We start from the raw sequence: 14,567 nt of genomic DNA on the forward strand, positions 1-14,567 counted from the left end.
ATGAAAAAGCTTTTCAAGAAAGTCGGCGCGTTCTTGCGCAAGACCTGGGTCTGGACCCTGCTGCTGGTGCTGTTCGTGGCGCTGCTGGTGTGGTTCGTCGGACCGCTGCTGGCCGTCAACGATTACAAATTCTGGGAAGGCTCGACCTCGCGCCTGCTGACCATCAGCGTGCTGTTCCTGATCTGGGGCCTGACCATGGTCTTCGTCAGCTGGCGCGCCGGTGTGCGGAAAAAAGCCGTCGAAGAAACCGAAGACGGCCAGGAGCGTATTCACCGTGAAGAGCTGATCGACGAGGAACAAAAGGAGCTGCGTGCGCGTTTCAAAGACGCACTGCGTACCTTGAAAACCTCCAGCCTGTATCGCGGCCGCAGCGAACGCTGGCGCAACGATCTGCCGTGGTACCTGCTGATCGGTCCACAGGGCAGCGGAAAAACCAGCCTGCTGGACTTCTCGGGCCTTGAGTTTCCGATCAACAAGATCGACCGCAAACTCACCCGCGACACCATCGGCACCCGCCATTGCGACTGGTACTTCGCCGACCACGGCGTGCTGATCGACACCGCCGGGCGTTACCTGACCCAGCCGGACGTGGGTGTCGACGGCAGCGCCTGGACCACCTTGCTCGACCTGCTGCGCAAGCGTCGTCGCAACCGTCCGTTGAATGGCGTGCTGGTGACCATTCCAGTTGAGTTGCTGCTCAGTGGCACCGAGCAAGACCTCGACACCCTGGCGCGTCAGGTGCGTGCGCGCCTGCAAGACGTGCATCAGAAACTGCACGTCGACCTGCCGATCTATCTGGTGCTGAGCAAGGCCGACCAGTTGTTGGGCTTCGACGAGTTCTTCGATCAGCTGACCCGCGAAGAAAGCGATCAGGTACTCGGCACCAGCTTCCGCAAAGAGCAAAGCGGCACCGACGTGGCCGTGCTGCGCGCAGAGTTCGAAGAGCTGCTGCGTCGCCTCAACAGCCAGGTGATCATGCGCATGCACCAGGAGCGCGACACCCAGCGCCGTGGTCGCATTCTCGACTTCCCGCATCAACTGGGGCAGATCGGCGAGCACCTGTGCCTGTTTGTCGACATGGCGTTCACCGGCAACCGCTACCAGCGCGTCAGCCAGTTGCGCGGTTTCTACCTGACCAGCGCGCCGCACCTCAAGCAACAGATGGACCAGAGCACCGCCGGCATTGGCGCCAACCTGGGCATCGACAGCGGCGTGTTGCCGACCTTGCGCAGCGGTCGCTCGCGGTTCATCCACCACGTGCTCAGCCGGGTGATTTTCCCCGAGGCCGATCTGGCCGGTCTGGACAAGCGCGAGCGCAGCCGCATCCATTGGGGCCAGCGCGCGTTGTACGTCGGTGCACTGGCGGCGCTAGGGCTGTTCGGCCTACTTTGGGCAACGGGTTTCTCGGCCAACTACGAACGCCTGGAACACCTGCGTTCGCTGGCGCAAACCTGGACCCAGCAGCGCTCGGCGCTGACGGCACGCGATGACGCGATGGGCGTGCTTAAAACCCTCGATACCCGCTATGAAGCGACCAAGGTCTTCCCGCCTAAAGGCGATGTGTCGATGTTCGAGCGCGGTGGTCTGTATCAGGGACAAGAGAGCAACCCGGTGGTCAAGGACGCGTATCGGCGTGAACTTGAAACCCAGTTGCTGCCACGCGTTGCGCAACTGCTTGAAGGGCAGATCCGCAACAACATGAAGGACCGCGGTCGGCTGCTCAACAGCCTGCGCGCCTACCTGATGCTGAACATGAAGGACCGTCGCGATCCAGCGTGGCTGAAAGATTGGGTAGCTCAGGACTGGTCGGTCCGTTACACCGGCAACACCGCGGTGCAGAACGGTCTGAACGGGCACTTCGAACACCTGCTCAAGCAGCCGTTTATCTACCCGCTCAACGATGCATTGGTTGCCCAGGCGCGTCAGGTTCTGCGCAGCGAATCGCTGGCCACCGTGGTCTACCGGATGCTGCGTGAGCAGGCCCGCAATCTGCCGGATTACCGCTTCAGCCAACACCTCGGTCCACAGGGCGCGCTGTTCGTCGGCACCGACTACGTGATCCCGGGGTTCTACACCCAACAGGGTTATCAGCAGTACTTCTCGGTCCAGGGTTCGGCACTGGTCACCGACATCCTGCGTGACAACTGGGTGCTGGGCGAAGGCTCGGGCATGAGCGGCATGGACTTGCGCCGCCTGATGGTCAAACTGGAGCAACTGTACTTCCGCGACTACGCCAACTTCTGGAGCGAAGCGGTCGGCCAGGTGGCATTGCGGCCAATCAACGACGCCGGTGAAGGTGCTGAACAACTGGCCGGGCTGACGTCCGCCAATTCGCCGGTCCTGCAGATGCTGGTGGAAGTGCGCGAGAACACCCGTTTCCCAGCCACCGTCGACAACACTGAAGATGTCACGGATGCCGCGGAAAAACTGCTCGCCAAGAAGGGCGGTGCGCTGGGTAAAGTCGCTGCAGCCGTGGCAGGCAAGGCGGGCGATGCATTGGCCACCAAAACCTTGCCGGACACCGCGAAGAAATCCCTGCAACGGCGCTTCGAACCGCTGCACCGTTTGCTCGATGACAACAACGGCCCGGCTGCCGACCTGACCCCGGCGCTGCAAGCGCTGAACGACCTGCAACTGCAACTGTCCAGCCTGGCGCGAGCCAGTGCCCCGGATCAGGCCGCGTTCGAAATGGCCAAGACCCGCATGAGCGGCCAGCGCGATGCGCTGAGCAACTTGCGCAACGCCTCGGGTCGCCTGCCGCGCCCGATCAGCGTGTGGTTCAACGTGCTGGCCGAAGACACCTGGCGTCTGGTGCTCAACGATTCCTACCAGTACCTCAACCAGCGCTACCAGAGCGAGCTGTACAGCTTCTATGGCAAGGCGATCAACAAGCGTTACCCATTCAACGCCCACAGCACCAGCGACGTTGCGATCAGCGACTTCCGCGAGTTCTTCAAGACACAGGGCATCGCCGACCGCTTCTTCGACACCTACATGCGGCCTTTCGTCAGCGGCGATCCGGGCAACTACCGCCTGCGCAGCATCGACGGTCACAGCCTGCCGATGTCCAAGGTCTACCTCGACCAGATGGCTGCGGCACAAGTGATCCGCCAAAGTTTCTTTGCCGAAAACCCGGCCGAGCCGCAGGTGCAGTTCAAACTGGAGCCGTACACCCTCGACCCGACTGTCAGCCGTTCCGAGTTCCGCTTTGGCGACAAGACCATGGAATACCGCCATGGCCCGATCGTGCCGGTGGCCTTCAAATGGCCAACCGACGCGCAAGACGGCCGCACCAGCCTGGTCCTCGAAAAAATGGCCGGCCGCCCGATCGGCATCGAGAAAAACACCGGCCCATGGTCGCTGTTCCGTCTGTTCGATTTGATGCAGACCGAATACCTGACCGGTCGCGACGTGCTGGTGCTCAAGGCTGATGTGGGTGGCCTGCGTGCCAACTACCTGCTGATGAGCCAGCGCACGCCGAACCCGTTCGACATGGGCGTGTTGCGCACCTTCCGTATGCCGGTGCAGCTCTGATGCTGGTTGCCAGCCCCTGGCGCAGCGCGGCGCGTACCGATCCGGGCAAGGTTCGGGCGCGCAACGAAGATGCCTTCCTCAACAGCCCACAGCAGGGATTGTGGGTGGTCGCGGACGGCATGGGCGGTCATCAGGGTGGCGACATCGCCAGCCAGTTGATCGTCGCCAGCCTGGCGGAATTGCCCATCGAAGACAGCTTCGACGAGCGGCTCAAAGGCGTGCGCCAGTGCCTGCACTGGCTCAACCGCCGCTTGGGCCAGGAATTGACCGTCACCGCCGGGCGCCATGACAGCATCATGGGCAGCACCGTGGTGGCGTTGTTGGTGGACGGTAATCGCGCGGCTTGCATCTGGGCCGGCGACAGCCGTTGTTACCTGTGGCGTGGGCAGCGTTTGTATCAGCTGTCCAAAGACCATTCGCTGATGCAACAACTGATCGACGAACAACAGATGGGCGTCGAGCAAGCCCGGGCTCATCCGACCGCCAGCGCCTTGACCCGTGCGGTTGGGGCCAGCGAGCAATTGACCCTGGACGTGCTCGAACTCGAGGTTTATCCCGGTGACGCGTTTCTGCTGTGCAGCGACGGTTTGTACCAGGGCTTGAGCAGCGACGCGCTGGGCAACGCCTTGAGCCTGACCGCGCCGCAGGTGGCGCTGGAGCGTTTGTTCGACAGCGCGTTGCGCGGTTCGGCACGGGACAACCTGACTGCCGTGGTGATCCGCCAATGAGTGAACTCAATCCTGTGCTCGACGAGCTGCTGGTCAGCGACGAAGAAGCTGCCAACCTGACCTACTTCGCCTTCGCCAAATCCCATGCAGCACCGCGTACCGTGGCGCCGACCCGGGCCAGCGTTGGTGCGTTGCCGGACGTGCTGGTGGGGCGTTACCGCATCGAGCGTTTGCTCGGTGCCGGTGGCATGGGCGCGGTGTATCGCGCACGGGACCTGCTGCACGAACAGTTCGGCGACCCCAACCCGTATATAGCGCTGAAAATCCTCAGCGAAGAATTTGCCGAATCGCCGGACGCCAGCGCCTTGCTCTACAGCGAGTTCGCCCTGACCCGACGCCTGCGCCACGCCAACGTGGTGCGTTTGCACAGCTTTGAAGTGGACACCGAGTGCCAGCGCGCCTTCATCACCATGGAACTGATGCGCGGGCTGACCCTGGACAAACTGCTCTGCGAACGGCCTCTGGGCCTGCCGTGGCAAGAATTGCCTGACATCGCGCTGCCGCTGCTTGATGCGTTGACCTATGCCCACGGACGCGGCGTGCTGCACGGTGATTTGAAACCGAGCAACGTGATGCTCAGCGAGGAGGGTGTGCGCCTGTTCGACTTCGGCCTCGGCCAGGCCGAGGAGGGCGTATTGCCCGGCCTGCCGCATTTGAGCCGCAGCCGTTTCAACGCCTGGACCCCGGGCTACGCCGCGCCGGAACTGCTGGAAGGCGCGCCGCTGACCGCCAGCGCCGACCTCTTCGCGGTGGCCTGCGTGATCTATGAACTGGCGGGCGGTAAGCATCCGTTCCGCCGCTTGCCGTCGACCCAGGCTCGTGACGAACGCCTGGACCGTGAACTGCAAGCGCCCAAGCACCTACCGAAACACTGCTGGCCCGCGCTGCGCACGGCGCTGGCTTTCGATGCGGCGCAACGCACCATCACCGTCATCCAGCTGCATGACACATTGGCGCGTGCCGCCATGGGCGCCACTTCGTCCTGGCTGCAACGTCTGCGCAGCAGGCGCAACGGATGACTACCGAACAGGGAGCAAGCAATGTTCAACCCTTCTAACGAAACCCATTTCAGCCTGACCGTGGCTGACTTCCAGGGTGACCTGCACGTGCTGTCGTTCACTGGCACCGAAGGCATCAGCCAGACCTTTCGTTTCGACTTGGAACTGGTCAGCGAAAACCACGATCTGGACCTTGAGACGCTGCTGCACAAGCAGGCATTTCTCGCCTTCGATGCGGCTTCTTCCAAAGGCGGAGGCAGTGGCATTCACGGGCAGATCTATCGTGTTGCCCAAGGCGATGCCGGCAAGCGCCTGGCCCGCTACAAAGTGTCCCTAGTGCCACAACTCGAATACCTGCGCCACCGCACCAACCAGCGCATCTACCAGCAGATGTCGGCGCCGAAAATCATCGCGCTGATCCTCGAAGAACACGGCATCAAGGGCAACGCCTACAGCTTCCAGCTGAGCCAGCCGTGCCCGGATCGCGAGTACTGCGTGCAGTACGACGAAACCGACCTGCATTTCGTCCAGCGGCTGTGCGAGGAAGAGGGCATTCACTACCACTTCCAGCACTCGGCCTCCGGCCACAAACTGGTGTTCGGCGATGACCAGACCGTGTTCCCTAAACTCGGCCAGCCCACCGCCTATGTGCAGGGCAGCGGCATGGTCGCCGACGAGCCGGTGATCAAAGGCTTCACGCTGCGCCTGGAAACCCGCACCAGCCGCACCACGCGCCGCGACTACGATTTTGAAAAGCCGCGCCTGCAGCTGGAGGCGGCCTACAAACCCGACGGCAAACGTGACGAGCTAGACCTGGAAGACTACGACTACCCGGGCCGCTTCACCGAGCGCCCACGCGGCAAGTTCCTCAGCCAGCGGGCGCTGGAACGCCACCGCGCCGACTACCAGCAAGCCGAAGGCCATGGCGACCAGACCGCCCTGGTCAGCGGCCACTTCCTGGAGATCTCCGATCACCCGCGCAGCGAGTGGAACGACCTCTGGCTGCTGACCGAAGTCATCCACGAAGGCAAGCAACCGCAAGTCCTCGAAGAGTCGGTGACCAGCGACACCACCGCCAACAAGGACGACTTCCACCAGGGCTACCGCAACCGTTTCCTCGCCACCCCGTGGGACGTGTTCTACCGCCCGGCGTTGCTGCACCCCAAACCCCGCGTGCTCGGCAGCCAGACCGCCCAAGTCACCGGTCCCAAAGGTGAAGAAATCCACTGCGACCAATACGGCCGCGTGAAAGTGCAATTCCACTGGGACCGCATCGGTGTGGCCGACGACAAAACCAGCTGCTGGCTGCGTGTCTCCAGCAGCTGGGCCGGCGACCGCTACGGCGCCATCGCCATCCCGCGCGTCGGCATGGAAGTACTCGTCACCTTCCTCGAAGGCGACCCCGACCAACCGCTGGTGACCGGCTGCCTGTACCACAAGGAAAACCAGGTGCCATACGCCTTGCCGGCGAACAAAACCCGCAGCGTCTTCAAAACCCTCAGCTCCCCCGGTGGCGGCGGCTTCAACGAACTGCGCATCGAAGACAAAAAAGGCGCCGAACAAATCTTCATCCACGCCCAACGCGACTGGGATGAAAACATCGAACACGACCAGAAAATCCGCGTCGGCAACGAACGCCACGACACCGTCGAAAAAAACACCTACACCGAACTCAAAGCCGAAGAACACCGCACCACCCTTGCCGACCGCAAAGTTGAAGCGCGGATGGACGACCACCTGACCATCGGCCAGAGCCAACACATCAAAATCGGCACCGCCCAACTCACCAGCGTCGGAAGAGAAATCCACCTCAAGGCCGGCGACAAAATGGTCATCGAGGCCGGATCGGAACTGACGATCAAGGGCGGTGGGAGCTTTATCAAGCTGGATGCGGGTGGTGTGACGGTGGTTGGGCCTGTTGTGAAAATTAACGCTGGGGGCTCTGCGGGGAGTGGGACGGGGATTGGGATTAAACCGCCGCGCTTGCCCGGCGCCGCAGACAAAGACCTTGCCGGTGCGCCGCCGGTGCAGGCGCTGGGCAACACGCCCATGCCGCCACCGCCGGTTTGCAAGGAATGCCTGGCCCGGGCCAAACGTAATAGCCAAGCCCTGGCGGCACGATAAAGGACGCTTTCATGTACGCAAGCAATGCGCAGTGGCATGACCAACTGTGGGCCAACGCCGAGCAGTTGGGCCACAACCACCTTGACCTCTTGATCGACGCCACCAGCCTCGACTCCCCGCTGCTGGAAGAGCTGGCGAGCCTGCCCGATGCACCGAAACTGGCGAAGCTGTTCGACAACACCCCGGAGGTCGCGATTGCCGATTTCGGGCCGTTGCTGCTGCGCGTGGACAAGGCCCAAAAGCCCTGGCTGAAAACCTTCATCAACGCCGTCGACTGCAATCAACATGTGCTCGCGTTGTTCAGCCCTTGGGACTTTGACGTGCTCAGCGAACACCTGCGCGGCTGCACTCAGGCGCAGTGGAACCAGGGCCGTTCCGAAGGCGTGTTGCGCTACTACGAACCGCGGATGTTTGTGCCCGTGTGTGAAACCCTCACCCCGGCACAGAGCCAGGCCTTCCACGCCCCGGCCATCGCCTGGCACTGGCTGGACCGCGACCAGCAAACACAAAGCCTGCCCGGCAACTACGTGCGCCACACACCGCCGCCGGCTACCAAGATGATCGTGTTCGACCACCCACAAGTCGCCAACCTGCTGGCCTGGACCGAAGCCGACACCTACCGCATCGACCGCTGCGCCATGCCACAAGACTACGGCATGAGCCGCAAGGAAGGCCTGATCCGCCACCTGTTCCACAGCCAACTGGCCGCCAACCAGAAAGGCCTCAAGGAACCGGAACAACGCCAACCCTTCATCGAACAATGGCTGCGCGACAACTCACCCTTCGTTATTGATGAACCGCCGAGGCCGTTGATATGAAGCTTATCCGTGGTCATGAACTCGCTGCGTTGGCCGGGAAGGAATTGCCTTCATGGTGGGCGCGTGGGTGGGTTTTGCTGGGCGTGTTGATGGTGGGTGGATGCTCGACGAGGAGTGAGATGGTGAGTGCACCAGTGGAGGGGTACAACCACACCTCGGCGTCGATAAATCGGTTTTCTATCAATGGAGCGGGTGGGCCGAACATTGGGCCGTATCAAGGAGGGGGGAGCCAAGTCTGCTGCAGTGCTATTCCCAGTCAATGGAACTCGGGCCTTAGGGCAATTATTGAGTGGGACAAAGATCCGAAACCACGCGAGCCCATCAAGCGTGATCAGTATGGACAACTCGATAAAGAGGACTATAAGCGTCATGCTGCTAGTTACTCTCACCATGAAGTAACTGTAGAAATTCCTAAATACGCAGAAAAGGTATGTGCCTTACAAGTTCACTTTCTTCCTTGCGATCAGGTGCGTGTTTCGACGACCTGTTACACCCCTTCAAATCCCAAGTACCCCGATAGGGCGTATTTCCAGATGAAGGAGTCGGCGACATGTCCGGTGCTTTGATCAAAGACATGGTGTGCATGAGTGTTGTTGGTGCTCGTGGATTTGCACCTCTCGCGATATTGCGGATGTTGAGCGCTTTTAATCGCGAGCTGAAGATTCTGGTCACGTCAGCGAGGGGTTTCAGCCACACCTCTTATCCCTATAACTACCCGATGAACATGGAGGAACCGAAGGTATGTCCACACTCATAAATACCGGCATCAAGGCGCGATTTTTCGCGGCGCTGATGCCAGCCAAGTTTTCGTGGGGGCGTCGCTCGCCCACGCGATATCTGTCAGAAGTTGCTGGTTATCGAGACTCGCATTGCGCACGTTCTCTTCTGTTACTCATTGGCGTGCTGACATTGAGTGCCTGTCAGGCTGAATCGAAGATGTTGTCTGCGCCTGTGACTGGGTACAACCATACATCCGCCAATATCAACAGTTTTAGCGTTAATGGTGCGGGTGGAGGGAACGTGGGACCTCATGAGGGTGGTGGTAGCGAAGTTTGTTGCGGCATGGTCCCCCGTCATTGGACGCCGGGCTTGAGGGCTATTGTCGAATGGGAGAAGGATCCTGATCCCTATGCCTATGGGAAATGGACCGAGCGACCTTATTCCGACGCTTGGAGAAAGCGTATGGCGGAGCAGAAAAAACAATACTCCCGTCATAAAGCTGTAGTTGATATCCCACAGTACGACATACCGGGAAGTCTGAAAGTCCACTTTCTCCCGTGTGATCAGGTACGCGTCACTGCTGCTGGAACCAGTCCGGGTTACCCCGGTTATCCCTACAACTTTCCAATGAATATGCCGGAGCCAAAAGTATGTCCGAGCCCATAAAAAAAAGCATCAAGCCACTTCCAAGCTCCGCATCGGTCGCTCCGGTCTTTCCATTAAACAGACGGTTGCCTACGGAGCCCACTCAGCTTTCAAAAAACATAAACCAGCAAAAACGTGACGAAATAGCTTTTGGCAATCAACAACGAAAAAAACTTGAAGCCAATGGCCAGGCAAGCAGTGGTACCCCTTGCTGCAAAACCTTGCATATCACCATGGCGTTTGATGGTACCAACAACAACGACACGGCAGACAGCGCATCGGATCCCTCATCGTGCAGTAATATAGCGAGGATCTATCATGCCAGTCTTGGTGGGGTGCCAGGATCTCAGTTAATGGGGTTCTATCGTTACTACAGCCCCGGGGTAGGGACCGTATTCCCTGATATCCGCGAGTTCACGCCGAGTAGCATGGGGCTGATGAGTGCCAGCGGGGGTGAAAACCGCATCAATTGGATGCTTACCCGGTTAATTGATGTACTAAGAAAAGTACTGACACCAGAGAAGCCACTGCTGTTGCCGGAGACACAGACGCTTGTAGACGGTATGGCTACTTGTTGGGGTGGCAATGCACTGACTGCCGGGCTCTTGGAAAATGGCGAAAAGAAACGCGAAGCTACTATGCGTCCGTATATGGAGGAGATGGAGAAGCTGCTGAATCAACGCCGAGATGCTGAAGAGAAGCCGCATATTCTGGCTATGCGCTTGTACGTCTATGGATTCTCCCGCGGTGCAGCACAGGCACGAACTTTCGCCAACTGGTTGCAAACCCTTACGCGTTGCAAAGGCAGTAATGGAAAGGTGGAATACCGCTTCGCGGGGTTGCCGATTTCCATTGAGTTCCTCGGTATTTTCGACACTGTGGCCGCTGTGGGAATGGCAGACAGCATACCATTCGCTGCCGGACACATGGACTGGGCTGATGGCACCATGCGTTTGCCCGACGAGGCAGTAGAACAATGCATGGACACTTCCCTGCCAGATGACTGTCACTTTCTGAAGCGCTGCGTGCACTTAGTGTCTGCACATGAGCAGCGGGCCAGTTTTCCGTTGGACTCTATCCGCCGTCGCCCAAAAAGCGTCGATGGTCAGCGGGATACAAGCAAACCGTCCAGTTACCGCAGTGGTACCGTCGAGTATCTCTATCCTGGTGTGCACTCGGATGTGGGGGGCGGTTATTCGGCAGGTGATCAAGGCAAAGCTAAAGCCGGTACTGACCATTTGTTGTCACAGATCCCCTTGCAGCACCTTTACGCCGAAGCGTTCGTGGCCGGGGCACCTTTGCAAGTGCCGGAACTAGCGCGACAGGAGGGCATTCATGAAAAGTGGCGGGCGATGGGTGGGGAAACATTCAGCGAGTTCGACATTTCCGACGACCTCATCAAACGTTTCAACGCTTGGCAAGCCGATGCCGCCAGCCAGACCGGCCCGCTTGAAGAAATGATCAAAAAGCAACAAGCGCTGATTACTGCTTGGCGTATCGACCGCTACGCTGGTGGCCTCGCACAACGTGACTTCTTCAAAAACGTGTCCCCGGACATGCCTGAAGCCAAGCAGGACGCCTGGAAAGCATTGGAAAAACGTCATACAGCTGAAGTGACGGCGGCTGCGAAGGGCAAACCGGCGCCGACTTATACCGAGGCCGAGGAAAAAGAACATCAGCTGAACATCCAAATTGTCGGCCAGGAAAAGTACGATAAAGCGCGTTGGGAAAAGGGTTTTGAACCGCCGCTCGACCAAAGTCAATTGCTCGGCGCCGCCGCAGAATTCCGACACGATTACCGCCGCGAATGGGGCTTGGTGGGTGATGGTCATACGACTGTGGCCGTAGTCGACATGCTGCTTGGCGGCACGGTGTACCTGATCAACGAAGAGGACGAGGCCGAGGAGTACGCCTACCTTCACGAGAATGGTACGAAGCGTTACGAGAAAATGTTCGGTGCGCCCAACAAGCCGAAACCCGGTCAGGAAGACCTGGTGGCCCTGTTCGATGATCAGATTCACGACTCTCGCGCCTGGTTCATGAACACCACCGGGATTGTGCCGCGTGAGCCTTTTACCGACTACTTCCGCATCCGTTTGGTGCACTTCGACAATGAGTCGAACAAGCAGCTGTCGTTGCTGGCCACTGCCGGCCGTGTGATTGGTCTCGGTATTGCCATAGCCAGCGTTGGCCTGAGCATCAAGAAAAAGGACCCGCGCATGTTGTTAGGGCTGTTCTTGCCGTCCCTGGCCCTGCCAGTGCTCAGCGGTAAAGTCGGTATGTCGGATTTGCCAGAGATCAGCGCCTTCGACCCGCTCACCGGTATCGCATTGCCGATGCTCGACAGCCTCGACTCTTTGCGGACATTCACCAAGGCGCCGGGTGATATGACGGCCAAGGTTGCCGCCTTGCCACCGTTGAAACCGTTGACGGCCAGTACGGCCAATACCCCGGCGTTGCAGAAAATCCTGGCTGCGCATCAGGCGCTCGAAGCGGTGGAAGCGGCTCGCAAGAAAGACGTTGGCGCGCTGGCCGGTTTGGTGGCGAAAGCGGCGAACGACGAGGACAAGCCCGGTGGCTGGCTGGATATGGTGGCCGATCAGGCGGGCAAGCTGAAGTCGTCTGAAAAGAACGTGTAACCACACGATGAAAAGGGCGGCTCTGGATGAGCCGCCCTTTGCATGTGTACCTTCAGGTTCTCGAGACGAGGCCTGCTATCAGAGGAAGGAGTCGACGATATTTCTGGTTTCTTGATGAGACACGCAGCGTTGCTGCTCAGCCTGCTGGCGCTGACAGCCTGCAACACTCCGTCGAAGATGCTGGCCGCGCCGGTGACGGGGTACAACCACACCTCGGCGGCGATCAATTGGTTTAGCGTCAATGGTGCTGGCGGTGGGAATGTGGGGCCGCATCAGGGTGGCGGCAGTGAGGTGTGCTGTGGGATGGTTCCGCGTCATTGGGTGCCGGGGTTGAGGGCAATTGTTGAGTGGGAGACGGATCCTGATCCCTATTCCTACGGTAAGTGGACCGAACGTCCTTACTCAGATGCTTGGTCAAAACGCATGGAGGAACATAGGCGCCAGTACTCACGCCATAGAACCGTTGTCGATATCCCGCAATACACCGAAGCAGGCACGTTGAAAGTCCACTTTTTACCCTGCGATCAGGTACGTGTTTCGGTGGACAACATCAAACGGGGTGATCCGCGTTACCCCTACAACTACCCCATGAGCATGGACGAGCCGAAAGTGTGTCCTGGCGCTTGAGTGCACGTCGTGATGATGTGTTTGGGCTTTGGATCTTGACGTAGGACCGGCTAATGGGTGTCCCCTTTGGTTGGTGTATGGGAGCTCCGGTGAATCTTGCTATCAACAAAAAGACTCCGATACACAGCTCTCCTGTGCTGGCAGACGTTACCCGTATGTATCTAGTCGCGGGAGATAAGGTGAAGCAAGAAGGCGTTGAGGCAGGATGGCTATCAATCATGTTCAAAACGCCCAAAGGGAAAGAGATTCGTGGTTGGATTAAATGTGAAAATGCTGATGGTTGTTGACTGAGGACGAGGCCAGGTTTATTTGGGCGGTTTGTCCTGTTTTATTTTTGATATTTAGGGAAGGATCAGAGTGAAAGGACTTTCAGCGTTATTTGGCAGCTTTCTCGCCATCTCGACATCACTGTGTTTCGCCGCCGACTTGAAGTTCGAGGACTTCAAGGTTGCCGAGGTGTTTACCGGGCAGAACCATGCGTTGTTGCCGGTTGAAAACAGCAGCCCGCTTTGGGATGAGTACCGGGCGCAGGCCATCACGCGCAAGGTCAATTTTGCCGGGCACTACATCGTGCACACCATGGGGTGTGGTGGCGGGACTATCTGCGGTGAGGTGTTGGACGCTCGCACGGGCGCGGTGGTCGCGAGCCTGCCGAATGCCTACTACGTGGCTGGAGAGGAGGGCGGCTATTTCCATATGGCCTTCAATCCCGACAGTAACCTGATGATGGTTTATGGGGTAACCGCTGACGCTGAAGTGGGCTTGAGCGGAGAGCCGCTAGTCAGTGGTGATCGAGTCCGCTATTACAAGTTTACGAACAACGACTTTCGTTTGTTGAAGGTCAAGGATTCCTGATCGTTGGCGACTTGGGGTTTCAAGGTGTTCGGACGTTGAGCAAGGACAATGTGGATGGCCAAGGCTGGTGATGCAAATGAGCAATGATTTCTATGGGCGCGTGGATTCCAAGAGACGGCGTTTGATGGTGAAGCGCTTTCTCGTGGGCGGTGCATTGGCAATGGTCTCGCTCTGGGCTTTGGCTGCCAGTGATGCCTATACCCAGCATGATGTTCTGCAGTGTGGCGGCGTCGATGTGGAGCTGGTCTCTTCTTGTCGATCTATTGCGGTTGAGGAGGGCGAAGCTCAACCCCTGCCGGTCTGCTCTGACCAGACGATCAACATCAACGGCAAAGTGCTGCGACGTGATGTGGGGCGGGTGTCACAGCTGACCACTGACGGGAAAAGCACGCGGATGTTGGCAAACGTTGTGGTAGCCATGGCCTGTATGAAAGGGACAAAGGGCAGCCTGGTGTTCATCGGTGGGTACGGCGGGTGCGGTGCTTGTCCTGAATGGTTTGGTTATTACTCGACGGCGGGAAAGTTGGTTAGTTACTCCTACAGCAATAACGTTCGCTCGTTCGGTTCCAAGGGCTCTGATCGCGAACTGATCGAGGCTTACGGCGTTACTGCGAAGGCGTTGCGAGAGCAGAATGCTGATGCGAAAAGGATCACCTATGGGCAGCCGTAATTTCGCGATGCTGTTGGCGGGTTTGCTATGTGGTCTGTTCGTTCGGACTGCTTCGGCGGAGGTTGCTTGCCCTTCTACGGGACTGTCAGATATTTTGTGTGCGGGCCGGTAACGGCCTGCCGTCAGGCAGGTCGTGCTTTTACCAGGTCGGCCTGATAAATCGATCTCCGTACAGAATCGCAAATTGATTCATCGCGCTTTTCCAGTCA

The 14,567-nt window shown here is 58.9% G+C and carries 12 protein-coding genes; all 12 read left to right on the forward strand.

The genetic code is table 11. From position 1 onward, the window contains the following. Positions 1–3,534: a type VI secretion system membrane subunit TssM gene (gene tssM, locus AC1RJ3_RS14700; protein WP_493079361.1), complete on the forward strand. Its 3,534-nt coding sequence runs from the start codon at positions 1–3 to the stop codon at positions 3,532–3,534. Beyond that, on the forward strand, positions 3,534–4,262 hold the full coding sequence (locus tag AC1RJ3_RS14705) for a PP2C family protein-serine/threonine phosphatase (RefSeq protein WP_103314744.1): 729 nt from the start codon (positions 3,534–3,536) through the stop codon (positions 4,260–4,262). Before tssM ends, AC1RJ3_RS14705 begins: the two co-directional genes overlap by 1 nt. After that, positions 4,259–5,281: a serine/threonine-protein kinase gene (locus tag AC1RJ3_RS14710; RefSeq protein ID WP_493079362.1), complete on the forward strand. Its 1,023-nt coding sequence runs from the start codon at positions 4,259–4,261 to the stop codon at positions 5,279–5,281. The genes AC1RJ3_RS14705 and AC1RJ3_RS14710 overlap by 4 nt, the downstream gene beginning before the upstream one ends. A gap of 21 nt (positions 5,282–5,302) precedes the next feature. Beyond that, complete coding sequence (locus AC1RJ3_RS14715) at positions 5,303–7,384, forward strand: type VI secretion system Vgr family protein (RefSeq protein ID WP_493079363.1); 2,082 nt, start codon at positions 5,303–5,305, stop codon at positions 7,382–7,384. An 11-nt stretch (positions 7,385–7,395) separates the two neighbouring features. Then, the gene (gene tla1, locus AC1RJ3_RS14720; protein ID WP_493079364.1) at positions 7,396–8,202 is read left to right on the forward strand and encodes a toxin Tle1 chaperone Tla1; all 807 of its coding nucleotides are present in this window, start codon (positions 7,396–7,398) and stop codon (positions 8,200–8,202) included. A gap of 89 nt (positions 8,203–8,291) precedes the next feature. Then, the gene (tli1a, locus tag AC1RJ3_RS14725) at positions 8,292–8,768 is read left to right on the forward strand and encodes a Tli1a family immunity protein (RefSeq protein ID WP_493079372.1); all 477 of its coding nucleotides are present in this window, start codon (positions 8,292–8,294) and stop codon (positions 8,766–8,768) included. A gap of 175 nt (positions 8,769–8,943) precedes the next feature. Next, positions 8,944–9,588: a Tli1a family immunity protein gene (tli1a, locus tag AC1RJ3_RS14730; RefSeq protein WP_493079365.1), complete on the forward strand. Its 645-nt coding sequence runs from the start codon at positions 8,944–8,946 to the stop codon at positions 9,586–9,588. Next, entirely contained in the window at positions 9,573–12,206 is a 2,634-nt protein-coding gene (locus AC1RJ3_RS14735) for a T6SS phospholipase effector Tle1-like catalytic domain-containing protein (protein WP_493079366.1), read from the forward strand. Before tli1a (AC1RJ3_RS14730) ends, AC1RJ3_RS14735 begins: the two co-directional genes overlap by 16 nt. A 114-nt stretch (positions 12,207–12,320) precedes the next feature. Then, a complete protein-coding gene (tli1a, locus tag AC1RJ3_RS14740) occupies positions 12,321–12,833 on the forward strand; it encodes a Tli1a family immunity protein (protein ID WP_493079367.1) in 513 nt (170 codons plus the stop codon). Positions 12,834–12,922: 89 nt separating this feature from the next. After that, complete coding sequence (locus tag AC1RJ3_RS14745) at positions 12,923–13,120, forward strand: hypothetical protein (RefSeq protein WP_493079368.1); 198 nt, start codon at positions 12,923–12,925, stop codon at positions 13,118–13,120. A 70-nt stretch (positions 13,121–13,190) separates the two neighbouring features. Beyond that, entirely contained in the window at positions 13,191–13,688 is a 498-nt protein-coding gene (locus AC1RJ3_RS14750) for a hypothetical protein (protein WP_493079369.1), read from the forward strand. 76 nt (positions 13,689–13,764) lie between these two features. Next, positions 13,765–14,358, forward strand: coding sequence for a hypothetical protein (locus AC1RJ3_RS14755; protein ID WP_493079370.1), 594 nt, complete (start codon positions 13,765–13,767; stop codon positions 14,356–14,358). Positions 14,359–14,567 lie beyond the last annotated feature (209 nt).

This window comes from Pseudomonas sp. GW822-FHT04C11 (genome assembly GCF_058800905.1).

Excerpts from the sequence above, each read along its gene's own strand:
- AC1RJ3_RS14705 (WP_103314744.1), top strand. The coding sequence starts at position 3,534 with ATGCTGGTTGCCAGCCCCTGGCGCAGCGCGGCGCGTACCGATCCGGGC.
- tli1a (WP_493079372.1), top strand. The coding sequence starts at position 8,292 with ATGGTGGGTGGATGCTCGACGAGGAGTGAGATGGTGAGTGCACCAGTG.
- tssM (WP_493079361.1), top strand. The coding sequence starts at position 1 with ATGAAAAAGCTTTTCAAGAAAGTCGGCGCGTTCTTGCGCAAGACCTGG.
- AC1RJ3_RS14735 (WP_493079366.1), top strand. The coding sequence starts at position 9,573 with ATGTCCGAGCCCATAAAAAAAAGCATCAAGCCACTTCCAAGCTCCGCA.
- AC1RJ3_RS14710 (WP_493079362.1), top strand. The coding sequence starts at position 4,259 with ATGAGTGAACTCAATCCTGTGCTCGACGAGCTGCTGGTCAGCGACGAA.
- tli1a (WP_493079367.1), top strand. The coding sequence starts at position 12,321 with ATGAGACACGCAGCGTTGCTGCTCAGCCTGCTGGCGCTGACAGCCTGC.
- tla1 (WP_493079364.1), top strand. The coding sequence starts at position 7,396 with ATGTACGCAAGCAATGCGCAGTGGCATGACCAACTGTGGGCCAACGCC.
- AC1RJ3_RS14715 (WP_493079363.1), top strand. The coding sequence starts at position 5,303 with ATGTTCAACCCTTCTAACGAAACCCATTTCAGCCTGACCGTGGCTGAC.
- tli1a (WP_493079365.1), top strand. The coding sequence starts at position 8,944 with ATGTCCACACTCATAAATACCGGCATCAAGGCGCGATTTTTCGCGGCG.
- AC1RJ3_RS14755 (WP_493079370.1), top strand. The coding sequence starts at position 13,765 with ATGAGCAATGATTTCTATGGGCGCGTGGATTCCAAGAGACGGCGTTTG.